The sequence below is a fragment of the Actinokineospora guangxiensis genome, assembly GCF_042657845.1.
Classification (GTDB): Bacteria; Actinomycetota; Actinomycetes; order Mycobacteriales; family Pseudonocardiaceae; genus Actinokineospora; species Actinokineospora guangxiensis.
This window is the reverse complement of sequence record NZ_JBHSKF010000004.1, coordinates 271,859-296,968: the sequence shown is the minus strand read 5'-3', so window position 1 is coordinate 296,968 and position 25,110 is coordinate 271,859. Positions and strand designations below refer to the sequence as shown.

The window sequence follows — 25,110 nt, the reverse complement described above, 5'->3', positions numbered from 1 at the left end:
AGCTCTCTTCTGATGTGGTGGGGTGGGCGCTCAGGAGATGATGCGCAGGTCGCTGATGGCGCCGCTGGCCACGAGCATCACGTAGAGGTCGGTGATGACGAGGGAAGCCAGGGTCACCCAGGCCAGCTGCATGTGGCGGACGTTGAGCTTGGAGATGACCGTCCACAGCTTGTAGCGCACCGGGTTCTTGGAGAAGTGCTTGAGCCGCCCGCCCGCGACGTGCCTGCACGAATGGCACGACAGGGTGTACGCCCACAGGAGCGTCACGTTGACCAGCAGGATGATCCCGCCGAGACCCAGGCCGTGGGTCAGCGCGAGGATCATGTCGTAGGTGTTGAGGATCGAGATGAGGACCGCGACGTAGAAGAAGTAGCGGTGCGCGTTCTGGATGATCAGCGGGAACCGCGTCTCACCGGTGTAGCGCTCGTGCGGCTCGGCGACGGCGCACGCCGTCGGCGACTGCCAGACCGAGCGGTAGTACGCCTTGCGGTAGTAGTAGCAGGTCAGGCGGAAGCCCAGCAGGAACGGCAGGGCCAGGAAGCCCAGCGGGATCCACCCCGGCAGCTCCGGCAGCGGAGTGCCGAGGTGGCTCGACCCCGGGAGACAGCTCTCGCTGATGCACGGCGAGTAGAACGGCGTCAGGTACCCGTACTCGGGGACCCAATAGGCCGATCCCCAGAACGCGCGGACTGTCGCGTACACGACGAATGTGGCCAGGCCCAGGTTGGTCAACAGCGGTGGCAGCCACCACCGGTCCGTCCGCAGGGTCTTATCCGGGATGCGGGCCCTGGTGGGGGCGCCGACGCCTGACTTCATGCGCGTCCTCGTCGTTGAGTGGTGGGGAAGGGAGCTAGCGCTGATAGCCCCCGACGCCCTCGTCGTCCGCGCCCTGCCACAGCGCGGGGTCATAGGGCGTGTCCGGCACCACGACGACGTCCTCGGCTTGCCTGGGCGACGGAGTCGCGACTGGCCGCACCAGTTCGCTCGCGTCGATGTCGAGCCGGTCGACGTCGTTGGCCAACCTGCGCACGGCCGGGACGTCGCCGTACCGCGCCCGCAGCGCGCCGACGCACTGCCGCAGCTGGCCGATGGTCCGCTGCAGCTCCGTGTACTCCGTGCTCGACATTGTCCGCACCTCCGTAGACCGGTCGGGTCGTGGTGGCCGCGCCCGGTTGCCCGGGCCCGGCACCCGCTTGCCGCCGACTCTGCCGTGCCGATGCCAGGTGTGACAAGTACCACAGGGTGCGCGCCAGAGCGTCACCGAACGGCTACGAAGCCGCCTTCGGGGCCTGTGATATCACTCACAAACCCCCGTTGGGCTGGGAAAACACCGAACCCTCATGATCAATCCTCGGGCTCGTCCAGCCCCTCGGCGCCGAGTTCGGCGCGCACCACCCGATAGGCCATCCCCTGGCCGTACCCCTTGCGCGCGAGCATGCCGACGAGCCGCCTGATCTTGGCCTGCTCGTCCACTCCGGACATCGCCCGCAGCCGCTTGCGCACCAGCGCGGCAGCCCGCTCCTCTTCGGCGTCGTCGTCCACGGCGTCGACGGCCTCGGTGACCACCGAGCTGTCGACCCCGCGCCGCTTCAGCTCCACGGCCAGCGCCCGGCGGCCGAGGCCCTGGTTCTCGTGGCGGGAGCGCACCCACATCGCGGCGAACGCGGCGTCATCGATGAGTCCCGCGGTGTCGAACTTGCCCAGGACCACCTCGGCGACGTCGTCGGGGATCTCCTTGCGGCGCAACGCCTGCGCCAGTTCCAGGCGGGTGTGGGCGCGCATGGCCAGCAGCCGGTAGCAGATCTCCTTGGCCTTGACCGCGGGGGCGACGTCCTCCTCGCGCTTGGCCCTGCGCTCGGCGCGCTCCTGCCCGCGAGAACCCCAGCGCTTCCCCGCCCCGGCGGACTTCTCGGCGGACGGCTCGTCCGCGAGCGCTCCCCCGGCGGACGGCTCCCCGGCAGCCGGCTCCTCGGGCGCGCGGCGGCGTGTCTTCGGGCCGCCACCGCGCCGCTCGGCCCGTTTGCGCGGCGCGGCGGGATCGGCCCACCCGTCGTGCGCGGGCGCGGCCTTCCGCGCCACCTCCCGCGCGCCCCCCTGGGCGCGCACGGACTCGACCCACGCCTTGGCGTCGACCACGGCCCGCTCGCCCCCAGCGCCCCGCGCGGACGCGCCTCCAGCGCCCTCCGCGACCCGAGTACGCGCGGCGGCTTCGGCCGCCTCCGCACTCTCAACGGGCGACGGGCTCTCAACGGGCGACGGGCGCGGCGAAGCAGCGGGTTCGGCCGCCCACGGGTCGTCACCGGGCGGCTCAGCCGCCCGCTCCCCCGGGCCGCTGTCGGCCGGGGGCGGGGTGTCGTCCCAGCCCGCGACGGCGTCCGGGGGCCGGGCCGGAGTGGCCACCCAGTCCGCTGGCCACTCCGCCCGCCCCGACATCAGAAGTCGACCGGCGCCGGGGCGGTGGTCTCCTCGGCGTCCAGCTTGGGCCCGATGCCCAGCTTCTCCTTGATGCGCTTCTCGATCTCGTTGGCCACGTCCGGGTTCTCCAGCAGGAACTTGCGGGCGTTCTCCTTGCCCTGGCCCAGCTGGTCGCCCTCGTAGGTGTACCAGGCGCCGGACTTGCGCAGGATGCCCTGCTCCACGCCCATGTCGATCAGCGAGCCCTCGCGGCTGACGCCCTTGCCGTAGAGGATGTCGAACTCCGCCTGCTTGAACGGCGGGGCGACCTTGTTCTTCACGACCTTGACGCGGGTGCGGTTGCCGACCGGCTCGCCGCCGTCCTTGAGGGTCTCGATGCGGCGCACGTCCAGGCGCACGGAGGCGTAGAACTTCAGCGCCTTGCCGCCCGTCGTCGTCTCCGGCGAGCCGAACATGACGCCGACCTTCTCGCGCAGCTGGTTGATGAAGACCGCGGTGGTGCCGGAGTTGGACAGCGCGCCGGTGAGCTTGCGCAGCGCCTGGCTCATCAGGCGGGCCTGGAGGCCGACGTGGCTGTCGCCCATCTCGCCCTCGATCTCCGCGCGCGGCACCAGGGCGGCCACGGAGTCGATCACCAGGATGTCGAGCGCGCCGGAGCGGATCAGCATGTCCGCGATCTCCAGCGCCTGCTCGCCGGTGTCGGGCTGGGAGACCAGGAGGGCGTCGGTGTCGACACCGAGGTTCTTGGCGTAGTCCGGGTCCAGGGCGTGCTCGGCGTCGATGAACGCGGCGATGCCACCGGCCCGCTGGGCGTTGGCGACCGCGTGCAGGGCGACGGTGGTCTTACCGGAGGACTCCGGGCCGTAGATCTCCACGACCCTGCCCCGGGGCAGACCGCCGATGCCGAGCGCGACATCGAGGGCGATGGACCCGGTCGGGATGACCTGGATCGGCGCCCGGGTTTCCTCGCCCAGGCGCATCACCGAGCCCTTGCCGAAGTTCTTGTCGATCTGGGCTAGGGCCAGTTCTAGGGCCTTGTCCCGATCGGGCGCTGCTGGCATCGTCGTTCCACCTTTTCGAGGCTGCTTCGTGCTCACGTCCTTGACGCTACGGGCAGGGGCCGACGTTTCTCCGCAGGCGTTCCGGACCTGTGGACAACTGCACCCGTCGCGGGGACGAATGGTAGCGAACAGGTGTTCGAGCCCGCCCATCGACACGCCGCCCGTGCGGCGGGGCTGGGGCTAGCGCCGCTCGGCGGGCACCTCGAAGGAGTCGCAGACGGCCCGCCAGATCTCCTTGGTGGAGATCCCGGCGTCGAGGGCCTGGTCGACGGTGCGGCTGCCCAGAGCTGCGAAGACGTGGTCGCGGGCGATGGTGTCGGCGCGCAGCGGGCCGAACTCCTCGGCGAGCCGCGAGCGGAAAGCGGTGATGCGCATCGATGGCCAGTCTAGGGCCACCTAGACTGGCCATCGTGTGGCTAGCTCAGTTCGGACCGCCGTCCGAGACCGAATCCCTGCTGATGGACATCGCGATCGTCGGCGCGCTCATCGCCGCGATCGTCACCGGGCTCATCGCCTACCGCAACCGGCGGCGCTGACCCGGCTCAGCCGGTGCTGCCCGGCTTGATGTTCTTCTCGAAGTAGTCGGCGAGGTTGACGCTGTTCTCGTCCGGCGTGAGCAGGGCGACCGACCCCATGATCGGCGTGTCGTCCACGCTGAACAGCAGGATGCCCGCGCCCCGGACGATCTCCACCTCATAGTAGGTGCCGCTGAGGTCGCCGCCGCTCCACTTGCCGGTCTTGGCCTGGTTCTTGCTCTCACCCATGCCGGTGAAGACCGAGTCGATGTTCTGCTCGACGAGGTCGGCGGAGTCGAAGTGGTAGTACAGCGCCAGGTAGCCGTCGGGGAGCTTGCACGTGCCCGACTTGGCGCCCGGGGTCGCGATGGACCGGCCGGTGATGCTGATGCCCTCGGAGCACTCGGCGTCCTGGTGGACGTGGCCCGCCACCTCGCGCATGCAGGCGGTGAACCCCGAGCTGTCGGTGCCCTGGTCGCTGCAGTCGGCGGCCAGGTTCCCCGAGTCGCCGCCCGAGGTGGCGATGATGATGCTGACCACGCCGATCACCACCACCGCGACGACCGCGGTGGCCATGTACCAGAGCCGGTTGCCGCCGCTGCTGCTCTTGCGCGGCGCGGACACGGCGTAGGCGGGCGTCGGCTGCGACAGCGGGCCCACCGCGACCGGGGTGGGCCCGGACTGGGGAGCGGGCACCGGAATCGGCGCCGACGGAGGGTTCTGGACCGGGGTCGGCTGCGACGGCGGCGGGCCGGGGCGCTGCGGCGCGCGCGACGGGTACTGCTGCTGCGCGGGAGTGCCACCGGTCTGCGGCTGGGCCGAGAAACCACCCGTGCGGGGCACCATCGTCTGGGTCCGCTGCACGGTCTCGATGGCGCCGCTCATGTCGCCGGTGCGCATCGTGACGCCCTCCTGGGGCACGTGGTGCGCGCCGAGGGCGACAGCGGTCTCCGGCTGGTCGAGGCTGGTCGGCACGACCCGCAGCTGCTCGGCGATCAGGGTCGCGATGAGCGGGATGCGGCTGGAGCCGCCGACGAGGTAGATCCCGGCGAGCCGGTCGGGGCCCATGCCGGTGGAGCGGATGGTGGCGGCCAGCAGCTCGACGCTGCGCAGCAGGCCCGGCCGGATCAGCGCCTCCAGCTCGACCCGGGTGACCAGCACGTCCTCGAACGGCTCCGGCAGCGGCACCTCGGTCTGCGGGTGCCGCGACAGCGCCTCCTTGGCCGCCTTGACGTCCTCGCGCAGGGCGCGCTGGGCGCGGCGGTCCCCGGTGGACTCCGGGCGCAGCAGCCGCTGCCAGCCCGCCGGGTCGCGGTGCGAGATCTGCCTGCCGACGTGCTCCAGCAGCGCCTGGTCGACGTCGAGGCCGCCGAGGTCGGGCAGGCCGGCCTCAGCCAGCACGGCGAAGCCCTTCTGGGTGGCGCCGACGACGGCGACGTCGAAGGTGCCCGCGCCGAGGTCGTAGACGGCGAGCGCCTGGTTGGGGGCCAGCTTCTGGCCGGGAAAGGAGGCGAAGTGGGCCGCGGCGGCCACCGGCTCGGGGACGAGCACCAGGTTGGAGCCCATGCCCGCCTGCCGGGCCGCCGACAGCAGGACGTTGCGGCGGACGGGTCCCCACTGGGCGGGGTGGGTCAGCCGGACCTCGTCGGGCTTCTTGCCCGCGAGCTGGCGCGAGGTCTCGTCGGCGACCCTGCGCAGCACCCCCGCGAGCGCGTCGGTCACCGGGACGACGACGTCGCCGAGCAGCAGCGTGCCCTCGTCGACGCGGCGCTTGGGGTTGGGCTCGAACCGCGAGGGGTCCAGCCGCGCCCGCCGCTCGGCGTCGCGCCCGACCACGAGCCCGCCGTCCTCGGCGGCGAACACCGCGGAGGGCATCATCGACGACCCGTCGACGTCCACCACGCGCGGCGGACGACCATGCGCGGCCAGCACGGCGACCGTGTTCGACGTGCCGAGATCCACGGACAGGACGTTCACTGCTCTCCCCTCGGTCGTGCACACCCCTGACCGCGCTCGGCGCGGCCACCCCCGGGTTGTCGGGGGAGATGCTGCCATGCCCGCCACGATCCGTGGTCATGGTCCCGGCAAGTGCCTGTGCGAACCGTCGACCCGGAGCCGGTCGCCTGTGGACAACTTCCGACGGCCGTCGGTGGTCTGGGTCAAGATGGGGGTGTGAGCAGCACCGACGTCCCGGACGTCCTCGATGTGTTCAGCCCGGCGACCCGGCAGTGGTTCGCCGGGGCCTTCGCCGCGCCCACCGAGGCACAGGCCGGGGCGTGGCGGGCCGCGGCGGCGGGCGAGCACGCCCTGGTCGTCGCCCCCACCGGCTCGGGCAAGACGCTGGCGGCCTTCCTGTGGGCGCTGGACAGGCTGGCCGCGGAGACGCCGCCGCAGGACGCCAAGCGCCGGTGCCGGGTCCTGTACGTCTCGCCGCTGAAGGCCCTCGCGGTGGACGTGCAGCGCAACCTGCGCGCCCCGCTGGCCGGGATCAGGCAGGCCGCGCACCGGCTGGACCTGCCGGAGCCGGACATCACCGTCGGCATGCGCACGGGCGACACCCCCGCCGACGAGCGCCGCCAGTTCGCCAGGACACCGCCGGACGTGCTGGTCACCACGCCGGAGTCGCTGTTCCTGATCCTCACCTCGCAGGCGCGCGAGTCGCTGCGCGGCGTGCGCACGGTGATCGTGGACGAGGTGCACGCGGTGGCGGGCGGCAAGCGCGGCGCGCACCTGGCGCTGTCGCTGGAGCGGCTGGACGCGCTGCTGGAGGCGCCCGCGCAGCGCATCGGGCTCTCGGCGACGGTGCGCCCGGTGGAGGAGGTCGGGGCCTACCTGTGCGGTGGCAGGCCGGTCACGGTGGTGCGGCCGGGCACGGGCAAGACGATCGAGGTGCGCGTCGAGGTGCCGGTGGAGGACATGGGCAGGCTGGACGAGCAGCCCCCGCCCTCGGAGGAGGACGGCATCCGCCCGCCCCCGCGCAACACGATCTGGCCGATGGTGGAGAAGCGCGTGCTGGAGCTGGTCCGCGCGCACCGATCGACCATCGTCTTCGCGAACTCGCGGCGCCTGGCCGAGCGGATGACGGCCCGGCTCAACGAGCTGGCCGAGGAGCAGGCCCCCGACCTCGACCGCTTCCCGGCCGAGGCGATCGGGCAGTCCGGCCTGGCCCGCACGACGGTGCCGGTGGTGGCGCGGGCCCACCACGGGTCGATGTCGCGCGAGCAGCGGACCTCGGTCGAGGAGGACCTCAAGGCGGGGCGGCTGCCGTGCGTGGTGGCGACGTCGTCGCTGGAGCTGGGCATCGATATGGGCGCGGTCGATCTGGTGGTGCAGGTGGAGTCACCGCCGACGGTGGCGGCCGGGCTGCAGCGGGTCGGGCGGGCGGGCCACCAGGTGGGCGCGGTCTCGCGCGGGGTGATGTACCCGAAGTTCCGCGGCGACCTGGTCTCCTGCGCGGTGGTGGCCGAGCGCATGGCAGGCGGCGCGATCGAGGCGGTGCGCTATCCGCGCAACCCGCTGGACGTGCTGGCCCAGCACATCGTGGCGATGACGGCGGTCGAGGCGTGGTCGATCGATGAGCTGGCCTCGGTGGTGCGCCGGGCCGCGCCGTACGCGGCGCTGCCGGACTCGGCGCTGTTCGCGGTGCTGGACATGCTGGCGGGCCGCTATCCGAGCGAGGAGTTCGGCGAGCTGCGGCCGCGCATCACCTGGGACAGGGTCAACGGCGAGCTGCGCGGCCGGCCGGGGGCGCAGCGGCTGGCGGTGACGTCGGGGGGCACGATCCCCGACCGCGGGCTGTTCACGGTGATGACGCCGGGCGACGAGGGGCGGCCGGGCTCGCGGGTCGGCGAGCTGGACGAGGAGATGGTCTACGAGTCGCGGGTGGGCGACACCTTCCTGCTGGGCACCTCGGCCTGGCGGGTCGAGAACATCACCCACGACCGGGTCATCGTCACGCCCGCGCCGGGCGAGCCCGCCCGGATGCCGTTCTGGAAGGGCGACTCGCCGGGGCGGCCGCTGGAGCTGGGCCGGGCGCAGGGGGCGTTCGTGCGCGAGGTGTCCTCGGCCGAGCCCGCCGCGGCCCGCGAGCGCGCGGCGGCGGCGGGCCTGGACGAGTGGGCCACCGACAACCTGCTGGCCTACCTGGCCGAGCAGCGCGAGGCCACCCGCCACGTCCCCGACGACAGGACGCTGCTGGTCGAGCGCTTCCGCGACGAGCTGGGCGACTGGCGGCTGGTGGTGCACTCGCCGTTCGGCGCGCAGGTGAACGCGCCGTGGGCGCTGGCCATCGGCGCCCGGCTGCGCGAGCGGCGCGGGGTGGAGGCCCAGATCGCGCACTCCGACGACGGCATCGTGGTGCGGCTGCCCGACACCGTCGACGACTCCGGCCAGGAGCTGGTCGCCGGAGCCGACGACGTGGTCCTCGACCCGGAGGAGGTCGAGCAGGTGGTGGTCGCCGAGGTGGGCGGCTCGGCGCTGTTCGCGGCCCGCTTCCGCGAGTGCGCGGCCCGCTCGCTGCTGCTGCCGCGCCGCGACCCGCGCAGGCGGACCCCGCTGTGGCAGCAGCGCCAGCGCTCGGCGCAGCTGCTGTCGGTGGCCTCGAAGTACGAGCAGTTCCCGGTCGTGCTGGAGGCGATGCGCGAGTGCCTGCAGGACGTCTACGACCTGTCTGGCCTGCGCGAGCTGATGTCCGACGTGCGGGCCCGGCGGGTGCGGGTGGTGGAGGTGCGCACGGAGTCGGCCTCGCCGTTCGCGCGCAGCCTGCTCTTCGGCTACATCGGCATGTTCCTCTACGGGGAGGACGTGCCGCTGGCCGAGCGGCGCGCGGCGGCGCTGTCGCTGGACAGCGCCCTGCTGGCCGAGCTGCTGGGCTCGGAGGCCATCCGCGAGCTGCTGGACCCCGAGGTGGTCGCCGAGGTGGAGCGCTCGCTGCAGCGGCTCACCCCCGAGCGCCGGGCCCGCCACGCCGAGGACGCCGCCGACCTGCTGCGCTTCCTGGGCGACCTGGCCGAGGCCGAGGCCGCCGAGCGCGGCGTGGAGCCGGAGTGGCTGGTCGAGCTGGAGCGGGCCCGGCGGGCGCTGCGGGTGCGCATCGGGGGGCAGGAGCGGTTCATCGCCGTGGAGGACGCGGGCCGGGTGCGCGACGCGCTGGGCACCGCGCTGCCGGTGGGGGTGCCGGAGGCGTTCACCGAGCCGGTGCCCGACCCGCTGGGCGACCTGCTCTCGCGCTACGCCCGCACGCGCGGTCCCTTCCCGGCCGCCGAGGCCGCCGAGCGCTTCGGGCTCGGTGTCTCGGTGGTCACGGGCGTGCTGGAGCGGATGGCCGGGTCGGGTCGGCTGGTGCGCGGCGAGCTGCGCCCCGGCGGCACGCACACCGAGTACTGCGACGCCGACGTGCTGCGCAGGCTGCGCCGAGCGTCGCTGGCCCGGCTGCGCGCGGAGGTCGAGCCGGTCGAGCCCGCGGCGCTGGGCCGTTTCCTGCCCGGCTGGCACGGCATCGGCCGGTCCCGGCGCGGCCTGCCGACGGCCGACGACGTGCTGTCGGTGGTGGAGCAGCTGGCGGGCGCGCCGCTGCCCGCGAGCGCGCTGGAGTCGCTGCTGCTGCCCGCCCGGCTGCCCGGCTACAGCCCGGCCCTGCTGGACGAGCTGACCTCGGCGGGCGAGGTGACGTGGTGCGGCACGGGCTCCCTGGCAGGCGGTGACGGGTGGGTCGCGCTGGCCCCGGCCGACGTCGCCGACCTGCTGCTGCCGGAGCTGGAGGAAACGGTGCCGGACACCCCGCTGCACGGGGCTGTTCTGTCCGCTTTGGATGGTGGGGCGCTGTTCTTCCGCCAGCTCGCCGACCGCGCGGGCGCCGTCCTGCTCGACGGCGGGGCCGAGACGCCCGGCGACGTCGACGTGATCACCGCCCTGTGGGATCTGGTGTGGGGCGGGCTGGTCACCAACGACACCCTGGCGCCGCTGCGCGCGGTGGTCACCGGCAAGGGCGCGGCCCACCGGGCCCGCCGGTCCGCGCCCCGGGGCCGCTACGCCCGCCTGCGCACCGCGCGCCCTGACATGCCGAGCCGCTCCGGCCCGCCGACGGTCGCGGGCCGCTGGTCGCTGGCCCCGGCCCGGGTGGCCGACCCCACCCGCCGCGCCCACGCCCGCGCCGAGTCCTTCCTCGAACGCCACGGCGTTCTCACCAGGGGAGCCCTGGACACCGAGCGGGTGACGGGCGGCTTCAGCGGCGTGTACAAGGTCCTGCGCGCCATGGAGGAGTCGGGGCAGATCATCCGCGGCTACGTGGTCGACGGCCTGGGCGCGGCCCAGTTCGCCAACCGCGGCGCGGTCGACCGCCTCCGCGCCCTCTCCCGCCCCGACGGCTCCCCTGGTGCCGCCCCCGCGCTCGACGCGGTGGTCCTCGCCGCCGCCGACCCGGCCCAGCCCTACGGGGCCGCCCTCGCCTGGCCGGAAGCCCTCGGCGCGAGCGGCCACCGCCCGGCCCGCAAGGCGGGGGCGATCACCGTCCTGGTGGACGGCACCCCGGCCCTCTACCTCGAACGCGGCGGCCGAAGCCTGCTCTCCTTCACCGAGGACACCGCGGCCTTGCGCGCCGCCGCCGCCGCACTCACCCAGGCGGTGCGCGACGGCTGGCTCTCCGACCTGTCGGTCCAGCGCGCCGACGGCGAGACAGCGCTGACCTCCGCGCTCGCCGAGACGTTGCGGGAAGCGGGGTTCCGCGCCACACCGAAGGGATTGCGCTTGCGCGGCTGACCCCCGCGGCGGTGGGCTAGCGTGCGTCCATGGCGACACGTCTGGTCAGTGTGGTGATCGATGCCCGGGACATCCGGCGGCAGGCGGACTTCTGGTCCGCCCTGCTCGGCTGGCCGTTCACCTCCATCGATGCCGACGAGGCCGACGTCGAACCCCCCGGCGGCCCCGTGGACCTCGTCTTCGTCCCCGTCCCCGAGCCGAAGGCCGCCAAGAACCGCCTGCACCTCGACCTGTCCTCGTCCTCGCTGGAGGACCAGGCGGCGATCGTCGCCCGCGCCGAGGCCCTCGGCGCCCGCCGGATCGACGTCGGGCAACGCGACGTCCCGTGGATCGTCCTGGCCGACCCCGAGGGCAACGAGTTCTGCGTGCTCGAACCCCGCCCCGAGTACACCGACAGCGGCCCGCTCGCCGCCATCGTGGTCGACACGACCGACGTGACGGCGTCCGCGGCGTTCTGGACCGCGGCGGCAGGCTGGGACCTCGCCCGCTCGGCGGACGCCTTCGCCTCGCTACGCCACCCCGAGAAGCGCGGCCCGTGGCTGGAGTTCCTCCCCGCCTCCCCCAAAACGGTCAAGAACCGCGTACACCTCGACGTCGCCCCGTTCCCCGACTCCACCACCGAAGCCGAGTCCAACCGCCTCCACACCTTGGGCGCCACCCCTGTCGACATCGGCCAACACGACGTCTCCTGGACCGTCCTCACCGACCCCCAGGGCAGCGAATTCTGCGTCCTGAGCCCCCGATGACCCTCCCCGCGTCCATCCGCAAGCTCCTCCCCCACGACCCAACTCCCCTCGGCGGCGGCCTGGACAACACCGTCTACACCTCAGGCAATCTCATCGTCCGCATCGCCAACAACCCCAACCCCGACGCCCTGCGCCGCGAAGCCGCCCTGCTCACCGCCATCGCCGACCTCCCAGTCGCCACCCCCGTCCCGGTGGCCGTGGACGACGACGCGGGAATCCTGGTCTACCACCGCCTCCCCGGCACACCTCTCCTCCACCGCCCGCGCACCGCCGCCACACTCGGCCCCTCCCTGGGCAAACTCCTCTCCGCCCTCCACAGCGCTCCCATCCCCCCGACCACCCGCACCGACGACACCCCTCTCACCGACTGGCTGACCGACACCGCCGACACCTACCCCGCCGCCGCCCCCGCCCTCACCCCCACACAGCGCCGAGCCGTCGAGCACTTCCTGGCAACACCCCCTCCCGCCCCCGCGAGCCCCCCAGTCCTCACCCACAGCGACCTCGGCGCCGAACACCTCCTGATCGACCCCGACACCGGCGCCCTCACCGGCATCATCGACTGGACCGACGCCACCATCACCCACCGAGCCGTCGACTTCGGCAGGCTCTACCGCGATCTAGGCCCCACCACTCATTCCGAGGTCCTCGCCCACTACAGTCCCGAATGGACAGAAGCAGACGAGCACCTCACCCGCTTCTTCGCCCGCTGCACCCTCATCGAGGACCTCGCCTACGGCCTCACCACCGCCCGCCACACCTACCTGAGCGCCGCACTGGCCAACTTCTCCCACACCTTCTGACCCCACAACCCACACCCCCACCGACCGCACACGTCGCCGACCACCCACTTTCCAGCCGCATCCGGCCCCGTGTCTGCCGGACCGTGGGCAAGCCAGTGGACGGCAGGCAAAGCACGCAGGCGACAGGCGGGCGAGCACGCTGCAAGCGGGACAGGCGGGCGAGGCAGGCAGGAGGCGGCGGCAAGGCAGACAGGTGGCAGACGGGAGACAGGTGGCAGAGGAGAGGGTGGGGAGGGCGCTGCCCACTACGCCCTCCCCACCCATGCGGGGGCACCGTTCCCCGCTACTTGGTGGCCAGTCTCAGCAGAGCCCAGAACTGGGCGATGGCGTCGAAGTCTCCTTCCTGCACCACTGACCGGTCGTAGACCGGGCGGCGGCCCCACAGCCACAGGTACATCTCCATCGGCGCTCCGGTGATCCGGGCGTCGCCGGGGGTGTCGGTCTCGGTCGATGTGGTGCCCCACGGGTCCATCGTGGCCAGCCAGGACCGGGGGCCGGAGCGGACCGAGACGGTGGTGTGGCGGGTGCCTGCTACGCCTCGGTCGGTGAGGCGGTGGGTGAACCAGAGGGTCAGGACCTCGTCGATGCCGTCGAGGGCCAGGGAGTCGGTGACGGGGGTCAGGTCGCGGGACAGGGCGGACTCGATGTCCATGCGGTGGACGGTGGACTCGTGGGCCATGCGCCGCCGCCAGAAGCCGTACGTGCCGTCCTGGGGGTGCCAGGTCTCGCACGGGGTCGACGGGGGGTGGGCGGCCAGTTCGCCGAGTAGGGAGCGCAGGCCGTCGCGGAGGTAGTCCTCCACCGGCTGGCCCTCGTCGGGCTGGCGGGGCCAGATCGAGGGGCGGGTTCCGGTGCGCAGCCAGGTGACGACCATGCGATAGACGCTGCCCAGGTGGCGTGCCGTCTCCCCGACCGTGAGGCCGGGGCAGCCGGGCACGGGACGGTCGTGGTCGACGCCTTCGGCGGCCGCCGCCGCGCGGGTGCCTTCGCGTTCCACCACGTCGAGCAGGTCGTCCTGGGTGAGGTCCCGGGTCACCTCCTCGACCCGTGGACGGTGCGGTGCACGAGGGCGACGAACATGCCCGCCTGGCGGGTGAGGTCGTCGGCGGCGCGCGGGCCGACCCGGTCGACCAGGCCCGCCTGCACGGCGGCGCGGGTGCCAGAGCAGGAGGCGAAGAACGCCGCCCACTCGCGCATCTCCGGGGCGACCGACGACAGCAGCGTCCACACGCTGGTGGGCTTGGCCCGGCCCCGGTGCGGCCTGCCGCGCACGGCCAGCAGCGCCGCCGCGGCGCGCAGGGCGCTGAGGTAGGCGTCGGCGTAGCGGTAGGCCGGGTGGGGCTGGCGGACCGCTTCGCGCATGCCCTCCTCGGCCTGGCGGAGCAGGGCTACCGCGGTGGGCGGCACGGCCGGGGTGACGGGGAAGTCCAGGGTGCTGGTCACGGGGGACTCCTCTCCTCGACTGGACCGCGTGGGCCGCCGAGGGGAGCCGGCGGGGACCCGGCGGCGGGGCGCTTCCCCCGCACCCGCCGCCGGAGCCTTATCGAACCTTTGTTCGATACTAGCACCATAACCGCAGGCAGGAGGTCCATCAACCGGCCGAACCCGGAAGGTGATCTGATGGAGCGGTGACCACACTCGACCACCCCGCCGTGCGGGTGATCGCCGCGGAGCTGCGGGCCCGCGGGATGACCGGGGCCGCCGACGGCATCCGCTTCCTCCACGAGGACATGCGCACCGCGGCCGCCGCGGCCGCCGCGCTCGGCGTCGACGTCGGGGCGATCGCCAACAGCCTGGTGTTCGCCGCCGACCACGGGGGGCGCAAGCTCCCGCTGCTGGTGCTCACCTCCGGCGCGCACCGTGCCGACCCGGCCAGGCTGGCGGCGCTGACCGGCGCGGACTCCGTCGGCCGTGCCGACCCGGCGTTCGTGCGCGCGCACACCGGGCACGCCATCGGCGGGGTCGGGCCGCTCGGGCACCCCGCGCCGCTGCGCACCCTGGTCGACGTCGCCCTGGCCGGGCACCCGGTGGTGTGGGCCGCGGCGGGGCACCCGAAGTCGCTGTTCCCGACCACCTACGCCGATCTGCTCGCCCTCACCGGGGGCACCGCTGCGGCCGTGGCGGCGGGAGAGGATGATTCCGTTCCGTGACCGCAGCCCCGTCCCCCCACGTGCAACGGTTCGCCGCGCTCACCGCCGACGAGCTGCGCGCACGGCTGCGCGAGGCGCTGGACCTCTACGTCACCGCCATGCGCTACCCGGCGGGCACCGCCGAGCAGCGGGCCCCGATGTGGCTGGCGCACATGATGCGCGAGGGCTGGCGCTGCGTCGCCGCGCTCGACGCCGCCGACCGGCTGGCCGGCATCGCCTACGGCTACCGCGGCGCGCCCGGCCAGTGGTGGCACGAGCAGGTGCGCCGCGGGGTCACCGAGCAGCGCGGCGCGCCCGTCGCCGACCTGTGGATGTCGGACTACTTCGAGCTGACCGAGCTGCACGTGCGCCCGGAGAGCCAGGGCGCGGGGGTGGGCGCGGAGCTGGTCACCCGGCTGCTCGACGGGGTGCCCAGCGCGCACGTGCTGCTGTCCACCCCGGAAGGCCCGTCACGGGCGTGGCGGCTGTACCGCAGGCTCGGCTTCACCGACGTCCTGCGGCACTACCGCTTCGCGGGCGACCCGCGCCCGTTCGGGGTGCTGGGCCACCCGCTCCCCCTTCCCTAGAAGGAGGCGAGCCGCTCCCGCAGGGTGTCCAGGCCCATCGCGCCCATCTCCAGGGCGTACTTGTGGAAGGCCTTGAGGTCGAAGTCCGCGCCCTTGCGCGCCTTGACCTCGTCGCGCGCGGCCAGCCACAGCCGCTCGCCGAGCTTGTAGGACGGCGCCTGGCCCGGCCAGCCGAGGTAGCGGTCGACCTCGTCGGCGATGCAGTCGGGGTCGGTGATCGTGCGGGTGCGCAGGAACTCCAGGGCCAGGTCGGCGTTCCACTTCTCGCCCTCGTGGAAGCCGGTGCCCTTGGGGATCTCCAGGCCCAGGTGCACGCCCAGATCGATCACCACGCGGGCCGCGCGGAACATGTGCGCGTCGAGCATGCCGAAGAGGTCGCCGTCGTCGTCGAGGTAGCCGAACTCGCGCATCAGCCGCTCGGCGTAGAGCGCCCAGCCCTCGCCGTGCCCGGACACGAACACCTTGGTGCGCTGGAAGCGGTTGAGCGAGGCAGCCTGGTCCACCGCGGTCGCGATCTGCAGATGGTGGCCCGGCGCGCCCTCGTGGTAGACGGTCGTGACCTCGCGCCAGGTCGAGTAGTCGGTCTTGCCCTCGGGCACCGACCACCACATGCGGCCGGGGCGGCTGAAGTCCTCGGTGGGGCCGTTGTAGTAGGCGCCGACGACGCCGCCGGGCGGGGCGATCAGACACTCCAGCGCCATGACCCGGTCCGGGATGTCGAAGTGCACGCCGCGCAGGTCGGCCATCGCCTGGTCGGAGAGGCGCTGCATCCAGGCCTCGAACGCGTCCTTGCCCACCACCCGGTAGCGCGGGTCGGCGTCGAGCGCGGCGGCGGCGCCGGAGATCCCGGCGCCCGGGGCGATGCGCTCGGCGAGGCGCTTCATCTCGGTCTCCACCCTGGAGAACTCCGCCCAGCCCCACTCGTAGGCCTCGTGCAGGTCGATCTCGGCGCCGAGGAAGTACTTCGACCAGAGCCGGTAGCGCTGCGGGCCGACGGCGTCGTCGGCGGGCGCGCGCGGGGCCAGTTCGCCGGTGAGGAAGTCGGCCAGCTCGGCGTAGGCCGATGCCGCGGCGGTCGCGCCCGCGTCGAGGTCGGCGCGCAGCGCGGCGCCCACCTCCGCGTCCTTGACCAGGGCGCTGAAGTGGCCGTCGGCGGCGGTGCGGCACTGCTCGGCGGTCTTGGCGACCTGCCGGAGCGCGGGGGTGGTCCCGGCGTCGGCCGCGGCCAGCAGCGCGACGCGGTAGCCCGCCAGCGCGTCCGGGATGGCCGCGAGGCGCTTGGCCACGACCGCCCAGTCCTCGGCGGTCTCGGTGGGCATCAGGTCGAAGACCTGGCGCACGTCCTGCGGCGCGGAGGCGATCACGTTCAGCGGCGCGGTCAGCTCGCCGGCATCGTGCAGGGCGACCTCGGTGCCGACGCGCTCCAGGAACACGGCCTTGGCGTCGGCCTGCGACTTGTCGGCGGGGTCGGCGGCGGCGACGGCGGCCAGCGCGCGCCGGGCCACCTCGGCGCGGGCGGCCACGCCATCCGGCGACAGGTCGGTCATCCGGTCGTCGTGGCCGATGATGCCGTCGAAGGTCGCGAACACCGGGTCGAGGGCCGCCATGTCGTCGACGAAGGAATCGCTGATCGTGTGCACATCGCCATGTGAGGACGCCATGGCGCGCACGCTACCGGCCGGTCGCACCGACTCCGCACGGGATCGGCGTCCGGCGGCGGGTGGTCTGGACAGGTAGGGCAGGATGGCCGCGTGCACCTCAGCGCCTCCCCCTCCCGACACCGTTTCCGCAGGCAGACCGTCGTCGCCGTGCTGATGGCGCTCGTCGCGCTCGCGCTCTCGGGGTGCGTCCGGGTGCAGGCGGCGCTGGCCCTGTCGGACAAGGACACCGTCTCCGGGCAGCTCGTGATCGCCGAGGTGCTGCTGCGCCAGGGCGACAAGGGCCCTGAGCTGACCATCGCGCCGGAGCTGGCGGCCAAGGTCAAGGCGGCGCCGTACTCCGCCGACGGCTACGTGGGCAGCACGGTCAGCTTCCAGGACCTGACCTTCCCCGAGGTGAGCCTGCTGACCCAGACCCTCACCCCGGGCGGGCAGTACCGGCTCAGCTTCCGCCGCTCCGGCAACCTGGTGACGATGGCGGGCTCGGTCGACCTGAGCGAGCTGCCTGCCGACCGCGCCGACGTGCAGCTCAAGGTCGCCTTCCCGGGCGCGATCCTGCAGACCAACGGCGTTGACGAGGGCGGCACGGTCGCCTGGTCGCCCAAGCCGGGCGCGGTCACCGAGTTCCTGGCGACCATCGAGTACGACGACCAGTCCGGGGTGTCCTGGACGAAGTGGGTGACCATTGTCGGCGCGGGCGCGGTGGCCGTGGCGATGCTGGTCCTGCTGCTGGCGCTGTTCACCCACCGCCGCGACCGCAGGCCCGTGATCCGGCAGAACTGACCCGGGACGGACCGGTCAGCTCCGGACGGGCACCAGGCCGAGCCTGCCGACCACCTCGCGCGTCGCCTTCGAGCGGTTGAACGTGTAGAAGTGCAGGATGTCGACGCCCTCGGCCAGCAGCCGCTGACAGGTCTCGGTGACGATGTCGATGCCCTCGGCGCGGAACGCCTTCGCGTCGCCGACCAGCGGGTCCAGCCGCCTGGCGATGGCCGCGGGGACGGGCGAGCCGGACAGCTCGACGGTCTTGGCGAGCACCTTCGGCGTGGTCATCGGCATGACGCCGGGCAGCAGCGGGGTCTGGCAGCCCGCGGCGGCGATGCGGTCGCGCAGGCGTAGGAAGTCCTCGGGCTGGAAGAACAGCTGGGCGATGGCGAAGTCGGCGCCCGCGTTCAGCTTGCGCACCAGGTAGCGGGTGTCGGTGTCCAGGTCGGCCGAGCGCGGGTGGCCGTACGGGAAGGCGGCGACGCCGACGCAGAAGTCACCGAGGTCGCGGACCAGACGGACCAGGTCCTCGGCGTACTCCAGGCCCCGCGGGTGCTTGACCCACTCGCCCATCGGGTCCCCCGGCGGGTCCCCGCGCATGGCCAGCACGTTGCGGATGCCCTGCTCGGCGAACCAGCCGATGACGTTGCGCAGCTCGGCGACGGAGTGGTTGACCGCGGTCAGGTGGCCCATCGAGACCAGGTCGGTCTCCTGGGCGAGCCTGCCGGTGGTGCGCAGCGTGCGGTCGCGGCTGGAGCCGCCCGCCCCGTAGGTGACCGACACGAACGCCGGGTCGAGGCCCTCCAGCTCGCGGATCGCGTTCCACAGCCGGACCTCGTCGGCCTCGTCGCGCGGCGGCATGAACTCCACCGAGAACCCCGCGCGCCCCGTTGTGATCCGCTCCACGACCGTGGTCATGGTTTACAGGGTATCCACCTGGCGGGACGTCGCCCAGTGGGTGGACGTGCTGTTCCAACAATCGGTATTGCGGTGCTCAACGGCACCCCCGGGCTGCGCGTGTGCCCCGCCACAGCGGACGATAGCGGGGTGCAGCAGGCGCTCCGATCCCTCCCCCAGCCGCCCGACGAGCCCACAGGTGGCCCCATCGAGGGCCCCATCGATGAGGCGGTGCCCGCCCACGTCGAGCGGGCGCTGACCGAGTACCTGGCGACCCGGCACTCCGACATGGCCGAGGCGGCCCCCTCGTTCGGCTCGGCCGTGGCCTCGCTGGCCGGGTTCGTGCTCGGCGGCGGCAAGCGGCTGCGCCCGACGTTCGCCTGGTGGGGCTGGCGCGGCTGCGGCGGCGCGGGCGACGGCGCGGACGCGCGCTCGGTACTGCGCGGGGTGAGCGCGCTGGAGCTGATCCAGGCGTGCGCACTCGTGCACGACGACCTGATGGACGCCTCGGCGATGCGCCGCGGCAAGCCGACCGTGCACGTGGAGTTCGCCGAGCGCCACCGCGAGCAGGGCTGGCTCGGTGAGGCCGAGCGCTTCGGCGCCGCCGCCGCGATCCTGCTCGGCGACCTGGCCCTGGCCTGGGCCGACGACATGTTCGCCACCTCCGGCCTGGACGCGGGCAGGCTGGCGGCGTCGCTGCCGCCGTGGCAGGCGATGCGCTCGGAGATGCTGGCCGGGCAGTACCTGGACGTGCTCACCCAGGCCCGCGGCGACGAGACGGAGGCGACCGCGCTGGCCGTGGCCAGGTTGAAGACCGCCGCCTACACCGTCGAGCGCCCGCTGCACCTGGGCGCGGCGCTGGCGGGCGCGCCCGCGCCGGTGGTCGCGCAGCTGCGCGCCTTCGGCGCGGACATCGGCCTGGCCTTCCAGCTGCGCGACGACCTGCTCGGCATGTACGGCGACACCGAGGTCACCGGCAAGCCGGCAGGCGACGACCTGCGCGAGGGCAAGCGCACGCTGCTGATGTCGCTGGGCATGGCCGACCCGGCGCGCGCGGAGCTGCTGCGCGCCGCGCTCGGCGACGACGACCTCACCCCCGAGACCCTGGCCGACGTCCGCCAGGCCCTCGTGGACTCCGGCGCGGTCGCCGAGGTCGAGCGGCGCATCGACGCGCTCACCGAGACCGCGCTGGCCGCCCTCGACCGCGCCGACCTGGCCGCGCCCGCCGACCGGGTGCTGGCCGACCTCGCCGTCGCGGCGGGCCGCAGGAGCAGCTGACGTGCGCACCATCGGCGGGCGCACCGACCACGTCGTGGTGGTCGGCGCCGGCCTGTCCGGGCTCTCGGCCGCCCTGCACCTGGCGGGCGCGGGCAGGCGGGTCACGGTCCTGGAGTCCGCCGAGACGCCGGGCGGGCGGGCCGGGCAGGAGCTGATCGCCGGGCACCGGGTGGACACCGGCGCGACGGTGCTCACCATGCCCGAGCTGGTCGATGAGGCGCTCTCGGCCGTCGGCGGCTCGCTCTCCGAGATCGACCTGGTCAAGCTCGCCCCCGCCTACCGCGCGCACTTCGCCGACGGCAGCACGATCCACCTGCACACCGAGGCCGAGGCGATGGAGGCCGAGGTGCGCAGGGTGGCCGGGCCGCGCGAGGCGGCGGGCTACCGGAGTCTGCGGACCTGGCTGACCTCGCTCTACCAGGTGCAGCGCGAGCGCTTCATCGGCGCCAACTTCGACTCCCCGCTCGACCTGCTCGGCCCGGACCTGGCCCGGCTCGCCGCGCTCGGCGGGTTCGGCAGGCTCGGCCCGGCGGTGGCCAAGCACCTGTCCGACGAGCGGCTGCGCAGGCTGTTCTCCTTCCAGGCGCTCTATGCCGGGGTGCCGCCGAGCCGCGCGCTGGCCGCGTACGCGGTGATCGCCTACATGGACACCGTCGCGGGCGTGTACTACCCGCGCGGCGGCATCGGCGCGGTCGCCGAGGCGATGGCCGCCGCGGCCGGTCGCGCGGGCGTCGCTTTCCGCTACGGCACATCCGCGGCCTGGCTGGAGCGCGTCGGCAGCCGGGTCGGGGCGGTGCGGACCACGGCGGGCGAGCGGATCGCCTGCGACGCGGTGGTGCTCACCGCCGACCTGCCCGCCGCCTACCGGCTGCTGGGCATCACCCCGCGCAGACCGCTGCGGCTGCGCTTCTCGCCGTCGGCGGTCGTGCTGCACACCAGCGCGCCGCGCGGCTGGGCGCCGCTGGAGAACCGCCTGGGCCACCACACCGTGTTCTTCGGCGGCGCGTGGGAGCAAACCTTCGCCGAGATCACCCGGCGCGGGCGGCTGATGCGCGATCCGTCGCTGCTGGTGACCCGCCCCACCGCGACCGACCCCACGCTGGCCCCGGCGGGCCGGGAGCTGGTGTCGGTGCTGGCGCCGTGCCCGAACCTCGCCGTCGGGCCGATCGACTGGCGCAGGGTCGGCCCGGTCTACCGCGACGAGCTGGTCGCCGAACTCGACCGGCGCGGGCTCACCGGGTTCGGCGCGGACACCGAGGACCTGCGCCTGGTCACCCCGGCCGACTGGGCCGCGGCCGGGCTCGCCGAGGGCACCCCGTTCTCGGTGGCGCACACCTTCGCCCAGACCGGCCCGTTCCGACCGCGCAACCTGGTGCCGGGGGCCGACAACGTGGTGCTCGCGGGCAGCGGGACGACGCCGGGCGTGGGCATCCCGCCGGTGCTGATCTCGGGCAGGCTCGCCGCGCAGCGCGTCACCGGCGGGCCCGCGCGGGTGCGCCGCGCCCGCGGCGCGCGGCGCACCGTGAGCGGGATGTGAGTCCTAAGCTGCTCCCCGGAGCGGCCGTGCGGCCATAATGCAGGATGCGGCCGAGTCGGGCGGCCGGGCTGAGCAGGGAGCGGCGCATGCGGATGCGGCACTGGCGGATCGGAGCGGCGGTCGCCGCGGGAGCCGTGTTGGCCGCGTGCACGGCGCCGACGCCCGGAACACCGGTCGCGGCGCCGATCGTCCCGGCGGGCACTGCGCAGACCGCCGCCCAGGCGCTGCTCGACCTCGCCGAGTCCGGAGCCGTGCGCTACCGGGGCACCATGACCGCGTCCGGCACCGACATCGCCTTCGACATCGTCGCCGCCCGCACCGGCGAGGTCTCCGGCAAGATCCGCATCGATGACCAGCCTGCCGACGTGCTCGTCGTCAACGACACGATCTACCTCAAGGGCGCGGCGGCGTTCTGGGACGGGGTCTCCGGCATCGGCGGCGCGGGCCGGGGCAAGTCGTTCGCGGGCCGCTGGGTGCAGACCCCCAGCGGGGTGCTCGGCGTGGAGTTCGGCGGCGTGTTCGGGCCGGAGGCGCTGAGCAGCCAGCTGGCGATGGGCGCCGACGAGGCGGGCGACGCGCCGTTCGCCGACGCCGAGCTGACCCGGGTCGGCCGGACGTCCGCGGTCCAGGTCGACACCGCGGGCGGCACCCTCTACCTGGCCGCCGACGCCCCGCACGGGGTGCTGAAGGTGGAGGCCGACAAGCTCGGCCGCTCCGATGTGACCAGCGCCCGCGATGTCGTCGCCGAGGTCACCGACGCCTCGGCGGGCCTGAGCGGGCTCTACGGCGGCATCGCCAAGGCCGCCGACGCGCTCGCCGCCCCCGTCGACGCCCTCACCACGGTCACCGAGGGCGAGCACAACTTCGACAAGTGCGGCGCGGACAGCTGCTCGATCGTGGTGCGGTTCACCAACTCCAGCAAGCTCACCGTCGAGGTGTCGGTGCGCGGCACCTGGCAGGGCGACGGGGCGCCGCTCGGGGTGTGCGACGCCAAGGCGGGGCCGGTCGCGCCGGGCAAGCAGGGCGAGGCCCGCTGCACGCTGGGCACCGCGGAGTGGAAGGCGTTCTACCAGCGCGCCAACTCCGTGCCCGGCAACCACCCCTACAGCGTCGAGTGGTCGACGCTGGTGCTGGCCGACGCGCCCGACCTGGCCAAGGTCAAGGAGCGGGCGGCGATCGCGCCCGCCATGCAGTCCGGGGCCAAGGAGGGCTCCCACGTCGTCTACGCCCTCGGCTACGGCGCGGGCGAGGTGTGGAAGTACGGGGTCGCCGACGGCAAGACCTGGGAGGAGCACGCCTCCCGGCAGATCGCGGCGTGCCTGACCGCGACCAAGGCGCTGTGCGACGTGGACCTGGTGACCGCGACCGACAGTGCGATCGCGGGCTACGGCCTGCTCGGCGAACTGGTCGCGGGCACGTGCCCGGCGGGGCAGTGGGCGGCCTGTAAGCGCTGACACAGGCGGCCGGGACCCCGGCCGCCGCTGTGCGAGGATGCGCCCGCCATGCCTGTCGACCCCGAGCTGCACGCCGCCTACCAGGCCTGCAAGCGCATCAACGCCCGGCACGGGCGCACCTACTTCCTGGCGACCCGGCTGCTGCCACCCGCGCGCCGCCCCGCGGTGCACGCCCTCTACGGCTTCGCCCGGCTCGCCGACGAGATCGTCGACGACCCCGGCCCCGACCCCGTCGCGGCGCTGGACGCGCTCGCCGCCGACCTGCGCGCCGCGCTGGCCGCGGGCACGCACGCCACCCCGGTGCTGGCCGCGCTGGCCGACACCGTGCGCGGCTACGCCATCGATCCCGCGCTGTTCCAGGCGTTCCTGCGATCGATGCGGATGGACCTGACCGTCACCGACTACCCGGACCTCGCCGCGCTCGCCGAGTACACGCACGGCTCGGCCGAGGTGATCGGGCTGATGATGCTGCCCGTGCTGGGCACCGTCGGGCCGGTCGCCGACGCCGAGCCCGCCGCGGCGGCCCTCGGCGAGGCCTTCCAGCTCACCAACTTCCTGCGCGACGTCGGCGAGGACCTCGACCGGGGGCGCGTCTACCTGCCCGCCGACCACCTCGCCGCGTTCGGCGTCGACCGGCAGCGGCTGCTGGCCACCCGCGCCGTCGGCGGGGACCGGCCGGTGCGGCGGGCCGTCGCGCACCTCGTCGCGCACACCCGCGCGGTCTACCGCGCGGCGCTGCCGGGCATCGCGCTGCTCGACCCCGTCGCGCGGCCGTGCGTGGACACCGCGGCGCGGCTCTACGCCCGCATCCTCGACGAGATCGCCGCCGCCGGGTACGACGTGCTGACCCGCCGCGCGGTGGTGCCGCGGCGGCGCAGACTGGCCGTCGCCGCGCCCGGTCTCGCCAGGGTCGTGGCAGCCCGGGTCGCCGCCGGGACAGGGCCGGTCAGAACCCCAGCGCCTGCGCCCGCCGCTTGACCTCGCGGCCGCGGTTGTCGCGCAGCGCGTCGATCGGGCGGCCGGGCAACGAGTCGTCGGCGGTGAACAGCCAGCGCAGCGTCTCCTCCGGGCTGAAGCCCGCGTCGTGCAGCACCGTGATGGTGCCCTGCAGACCCTTGACGACCTCGGCGTCGGCCAGGAACGCCGCGGGCACGGCGAGGACGCCGTCACGGCGCAGAGCGATCAGGTGGCGGTCGCGCAGCGCCTGGCGGACCCGGGTGATGGGCTGGTCGAGGCGGGCGGCGACATCCGGCAGCGGCAGGACCTCAACGTCGGGGTCGAGCACGTCGCCTGCGGCGGGAACGGAACTCACGGTTGTCCACTGTGCCACATCGGCAACCGGCCGGGCCCCCGCCGTTGTGAGTCCGGCGTGAAATCGCCGGGCTCGGCCACGCGGACGCGCGCGCGTCCGTACGATCGACCACTGTGCGGGAGACGGGTCTGATCGGGGCGCTGCTGGAGCAGCGCTACCGCGTGGACGCTCCGCTGGCGCGCGGCGGCATGTCAGCGGTCTACCGGGGCGTCGACACCCGGCTCGACCGTCCGGTCGCGATCAAGGTGATGGACCCTCGCTTCGCCGCCGACCGCAGCTTCGTGGAGCGCTTCGAGCGCGAGGCCCGCTCGGCCGCCCGCATCCACCACCCGAACGTGGTGGCCGTGCACGACCAGGGCCTTGACGGCGACCACGTGTACCTGGTCATGGAGCTGGTCGACGGCGGCACGCTGCGCGACCTGCTGCTGGAGCGCGGCGCGCTGCCCCCGCCGCTGGCGGTCTCGATCCTGGAGCCGGTGCTGGCCGCGCTGGCCGCCGCGCACGCCGCGGACTACGTCCACCGCGACGTCAAGCCGGAGAACGTGCTGATCGGCTCCAACGGCGTGGTGAAGGTCGCCGACTTCGGCCTGGTCAGGGCGCTGTCGAGCCCGGGTACGACGAAGAGCAGCGTCATCCTGGGCACCGTGTCGTACCTGTCGCCGGAGCAGGTCACCACCGGCGCGGCGACCCCGCGCGGCGACGTCTACTCGGCGGGCATCCTGCTCTACGAGATGCTGACCGGCGCGCCGCCGTACGTCGGCGACAACCCGCTGTCGGTGGCCTACCGCCACGCCAACGACGACGTCCCCGCGCCCAGCGCGCTCGTCCAGCGCCTGCCGCAGGCGCTGGACGAGCTGGTGCTGCGGGCCACCCGCCGCGACGCCCAGGTCCGGCCCGCCGACGGCGCGGCGTTCCTGGCCGAGCTGCAGCGCGTGCGCGCGGTGTCGGCACTGCCGAGGATGCGCGTCCCGGTGCCGGTGCCGCAGCCGGTGTCCTCCGCGCCCCCGGTCGCCGTCCCGCTGGTCGGTGCCCCGTCGCCCGGCGCCCCCGCCGAGCCGCGACGCGCACCCGAGTCCGCTTCCGAGACCCACTCAGCGCAGACCCGCTCAGCGCAGGCCAAGTCCGCGCCGGTCCCGTCCGCACCGCCCCCGCCCGCGTCGGCCCCCGCCGGCTTCTCCGCACCGCCCCCGGCCCTGC

General features: G+C 74.0%; 22 protein-coding genes and 1 pseudogene. 12 read left to right on the top strand and 11 right to left on the bottom strand.

Annotated features, from left to right (window positions below; all coding sequences use genetic code 11):
* Positions 1 to 30 precede the first annotated feature (30 nt).
* The 5 genes from ACFPM7_RS11700 to ACFPM7_RS11680 all read right to left on the bottom strand — a co-directional run bounded on the left by ACFPM7_RS11700 (position 31) and on the right by ACFPM7_RS11680 (position 3,851).
* Positions 31 to 816 carry a hypothetical protein gene (locus ACFPM7_RS11700; protein ID WP_378246934.1) on the bottom strand — a complete coding sequence of 262 codons (786 nt, stop codon included), beginning with the start codon at positions 814 to 816 and terminating at the stop codon, positions 31 to 33.
* A 34-nt stretch (positions 817 to 850) separates the two neighbouring features.
* Positions 851 to 1,126 carry a hypothetical protein gene (locus ACFPM7_RS11695; RefSeq protein WP_378246932.1) on the bottom strand — a complete coding sequence of 92 codons (276 nt, stop codon included), beginning with the start codon at positions 1,124 to 1,126 and terminating at the stop codon, positions 851 to 853.
* 218 nt (positions 1,127 to 1,344) lie between these two features.
* On the bottom strand, positions 1,345 to 1,803 hold the full coding sequence (locus tag ACFPM7_RS11690) for a regulatory protein RecX (protein WP_378247243.1): 459 nt from the start codon (positions 1,801 to 1,803) through the stop codon (positions 1,345 to 1,347).
* 629 nt (positions 1,804 to 2,432) lie between these two features.
* Positions 2,433 to 3,476, bottom strand: a complete 1,044-nt coding sequence (gene recA / locus ACFPM7_RS11685; RefSeq protein WP_378246930.1) for a recombinase RecA — start codon at positions 3,474 to 3,476, stop codon at positions 2,433 to 2,435.
* A 180-nt stretch (positions 3,477 to 3,656) separates the two neighbouring features.
* Positions 3,657 to 3,851: a DUF3046 domain-containing protein gene (locus tag ACFPM7_RS11680; protein WP_378246928.1), complete on the bottom strand. Its 195-nt coding sequence runs from the start codon at positions 3,849 to 3,851 to the stop codon at positions 3,657 to 3,659.
* Between the two features lie 35 nt (positions 3,852 to 3,886).
* Between ACFPM7_RS11680 and ACFPM7_RS11675 the strand changes: the two genes are divergently transcribed.
* Positions 3,887 to 4,012, top strand: coding sequence for a hypothetical protein (locus ACFPM7_RS11675; protein WP_378246926.1), 126 nt, complete (start codon positions 3,887 to 3,889; stop codon positions 4,010 to 4,012).
* A gap of 6 nt (positions 4,013 to 4,018) precedes the next feature.
* On the opposite strand, the gene ACFPM7_RS11670 is transcribed toward ACFPM7_RS11675, so the two are convergent.
* The gene (locus tag ACFPM7_RS11670) at positions 4,019 to 5,968 is read right to left on the bottom strand and encodes an Hsp70 family protein (protein WP_378246924.1); all 1,950 of its coding nucleotides are present in this window, start codon (positions 5,966 to 5,968) and stop codon (positions 4,019 to 4,021) included.
* Positions 5,969 to 6,163: 195 nt separating this feature from the next.
* On the opposite strand from ACFPM7_RS11670, the gene ACFPM7_RS11665 reads away from it, so the two are divergent.
* From ACFPM7_RS11665 to ACFPM7_RS11655, 3 genes are read left to right on the top strand one after another with little or no spacing between them, the layout of a single operon-like run.
* On the top strand, positions 6,164 to 10,747 hold the full coding sequence (locus ACFPM7_RS11665) for an ATP-dependent helicase (RefSeq protein WP_378246922.1): 4,584 nt from the start codon (positions 6,164 to 6,166) through the stop codon (positions 10,745 to 10,747).
* A 29-nt stretch (positions 10,748 to 10,776) separates the two neighbouring features.
* The gene (locus tag ACFPM7_RS11660; protein WP_378246920.1) at positions 10,777 to 11,493 is read left to right on the top strand and encodes a VOC family protein; all 717 of its coding nucleotides are present in this window, start codon (positions 10,777 to 10,779) and stop codon (positions 11,491 to 11,493) included.
* Positions 11,490 to 12,296, top strand: a complete 807-nt coding sequence (locus ACFPM7_RS11655; protein WP_378246918.1) for a phosphotransferase family protein — start codon at positions 11,490 to 11,492, stop codon at positions 12,294 to 12,296. Before ACFPM7_RS11660 ends, ACFPM7_RS11655 begins: the two co-directional genes overlap by 4 nt.
* Before the next feature lie 283 nt (positions 12,297 to 12,579).
* Here ACFPM7_RS11655 and ACFPM7_RS11650 read toward each other — a convergent pair whose 3' ends face one another.
* Together ACFPM7_RS11650 and ACFPM7_RS11645 are read right to left on the bottom strand one after the other, a co-directional pair.
* Entirely contained in the window at positions 12,580 to 13,332 is a 753-nt protein-coding gene (locus ACFPM7_RS11650; RefSeq protein WP_378246916.1) for a maleylpyruvate isomerase family mycothiol-dependent enzyme, read from the bottom strand.
* A complete protein-coding gene (locus ACFPM7_RS11645; RefSeq protein ID WP_378246914.1) occupies positions 13,329 to 13,739 on the bottom strand; it encodes an SAV_6107 family HEPN domain-containing protein in 411 nt (136 codons plus the stop codon). Before ACFPM7_RS11645 ends, ACFPM7_RS11650 begins: the two co-directional genes overlap by 4 nt.
* Positions 13,740 to 13,924: 185 nt before the next feature.
* Here ACFPM7_RS11645 and ACFPM7_RS11640 point away from each other — a divergent pair, with 185 nt between their 5' ends.
* The gene (locus tag ACFPM7_RS11640) at positions 13,925 to 14,446 is read left to right on the top strand and encodes a YbaK/EbsC family protein (RefSeq protein ID WP_378246912.1); all 522 of its coding nucleotides are present in this window, start codon (positions 13,925 to 13,927) and stop codon (positions 14,444 to 14,446) included.
* Entirely contained in the window at positions 14,443 to 15,012 is a 570-nt protein-coding gene (locus ACFPM7_RS11635; protein WP_378246910.1) for a GNAT family N-acetyltransferase, read from the top strand. The genes ACFPM7_RS11640 and ACFPM7_RS11635 overlap by 4 nt, the downstream gene beginning before the upstream one ends.
* Here the strand turns inward: ACFPM7_RS11635 and ACFPM7_RS11630 are convergent.
* Positions 15,009 to 16,673, bottom strand: a complete 1,665-nt coding sequence (locus ACFPM7_RS11630; RefSeq protein ID WP_378246909.1) for a DUF885 domain-containing protein — start codon at positions 16,671 to 16,673, stop codon at positions 15,009 to 15,011. The genes ACFPM7_RS11635 and ACFPM7_RS11630 overlap by 4 nt on opposite strands.
* A 90-nt stretch (positions 16,674 to 16,763) precedes the next feature.
* Here ACFPM7_RS11630 and ACFPM7_RS11625 point away from each other — a divergent pair, with 90 nt between their 5' ends.
* A complete protein-coding gene (locus tag ACFPM7_RS11625; RefSeq protein ID WP_378246907.1) occupies positions 16,764 to 17,453 on the top strand; it encodes an LppM family (lipo)protein in 690 nt (229 codons plus the stop codon).
* Between the two features lie 15 nt (positions 17,454 to 17,468).
* On the opposite strand, the gene ACFPM7_RS11620 is transcribed toward ACFPM7_RS11625, so the two are convergent.
* A complete protein-coding gene (locus tag ACFPM7_RS11620; RefSeq protein WP_378246905.1) occupies positions 17,469 to 18,353 on the bottom strand; it encodes a methylenetetrahydrofolate reductase in 885 nt (294 codons plus the stop codon).
* Positions 18,354 to 18,539: 186 nt separating this feature from the next.
* Between ACFPM7_RS11620 and ACFPM7_RS11615 the strand changes: the two genes are divergently transcribed.
* The 4 genes from ACFPM7_RS11615 to ACFPM7_RS11600 all read left to right on the top strand — a co-directional run bounded on the left by ACFPM7_RS11615 (position 18,540) and on the right by ACFPM7_RS11600 (position 23,579).
* Positions 18,540 to 19,610 carry a polyprenyl synthetase family protein gene (locus ACFPM7_RS11615; RefSeq protein WP_378247241.1) on the top strand — a complete coding sequence of 357 codons (1,071 nt, stop codon included), beginning with the start codon at positions 18,540 to 18,542 and terminating at the stop codon, positions 19,608 to 19,610.
* Position 19,611: 1 nt separating this feature from the next.
* Positions 19,612 to 21,147, top strand: coding sequence for a phytoene desaturase family protein (gene crtI, locus ACFPM7_RS11610; protein WP_378246903.1), 1,536 nt, complete (start codon positions 19,612 to 19,614; stop codon positions 21,145 to 21,147).
* An 86-nt stretch (positions 21,148 to 21,233) separates the two neighbouring features.
* The gene (locus tag ACFPM7_RS11605; protein ID WP_378246901.1) at positions 21,234 to 22,601 is read left to right on the top strand and encodes a hypothetical protein; all 1,368 of its coding nucleotides are present in this window, start codon (positions 21,234 to 21,236) and stop codon (positions 22,599 to 22,601) included.
* A 48-nt stretch (positions 22,602 to 22,649) separates the two neighbouring features.
* Complete coding sequence (locus tag ACFPM7_RS11600; RefSeq protein WP_378246899.1) at positions 22,650 to 23,579, top strand: phytoene/squalene synthase family protein; 930 nt, start codon at positions 22,650 to 22,652, stop codon at positions 23,577 to 23,579.
* Here the strand turns inward: ACFPM7_RS11600 and ACFPM7_RS11595 are convergent.
* Complete coding sequence (locus tag ACFPM7_RS11595) at positions 23,548 to 23,913, bottom strand: Rv2175c family DNA-binding protein (protein ID WP_378246897.1); 366 nt, start codon at positions 23,911 to 23,913, stop codon at positions 23,548 to 23,550. The two genes, ACFPM7_RS11600 and ACFPM7_RS11595, sit on opposite strands and share 32 nt — an antisense overlap.
* Positions 23,914 to 24,053: 140 nt before the next feature.
* On the opposite strand from ACFPM7_RS11595, the pseudogene ACFPM7_RS11590 reads away from it, so the two are divergent.
* A pseudogene (locus tag ACFPM7_RS11590) lies at positions 24,054 to 25,070 on the top strand (protein kinase domain-containing protein); the annotation flags it as partial.
* Positions 25,071 to 25,110: the final 40 nt, after the last annotated feature.

Excerpts from the sequence above, each read along its gene's own strand:
- ACFPM7_RS11630 (WP_378246909.1), bottom strand. The coding sequence starts at position 16,673 with ATGGCGTCCTCACATGGCGATGTGCACACGATCAGCGATTCCTTCGTC.
- ACFPM7_RS11655 (WP_378246918.1), top strand. The coding sequence starts at position 11,490 with ATGACCCTCCCCGCGTCCATCCGCAAGCTCCTCCCCCACGACCCAACT.
- ACFPM7_RS11700 (WP_378246934.1), bottom strand. The coding sequence starts at position 816 with ATGAAGTCAGGCGTCGGCGCCCCCACCAGGGCCCGCATCCCGGATAAG.
- ACFPM7_RS11660 (WP_378246920.1), top strand. The coding sequence starts at position 10,777 with ATGGCGACACGTCTGGTCAGTGTGGTGATCGATGCCCGGGACATCCGG.
- ACFPM7_RS11695 (WP_378246932.1), bottom strand. The coding sequence starts at position 1,126 with ATGTCGAGCACGGAGTACACGGAGCTGCAGCGGACCATCGGCCAGCTG.
- ACFPM7_RS11680 (WP_378246928.1), bottom strand. The coding sequence starts at position 3,851 with ATGCGCATCACCGCTTTCCGCTCGCGGCTCGCCGAGGAGTTCGGCCCG.
- ACFPM7_RS11605 (WP_378246901.1), top strand. The coding sequence starts at position 21,234 with ATGCGGATGCGGCACTGGCGGATCGGAGCGGCGGTCGCCGCGGGAGCC.
- ACFPM7_RS11620 (WP_378246905.1), bottom strand. The coding sequence starts at position 18,353 with ATGACCACGGTCGTGGAGCGGATCACAACGGGGCGCGCGGGGTTCTCG.
- ACFPM7_RS11600 (WP_378246899.1), top strand. The coding sequence starts at position 22,650 with ATGCCTGTCGACCCCGAGCTGCACGCCGCCTACCAGGCCTGCAAGCGC.
- recA (WP_378246930.1), bottom strand. The coding sequence starts at position 3,476 with ATGCCAGCAGCGCCCGATCGGGACAAGGCCCTAGAACTGGCCCTAGCC.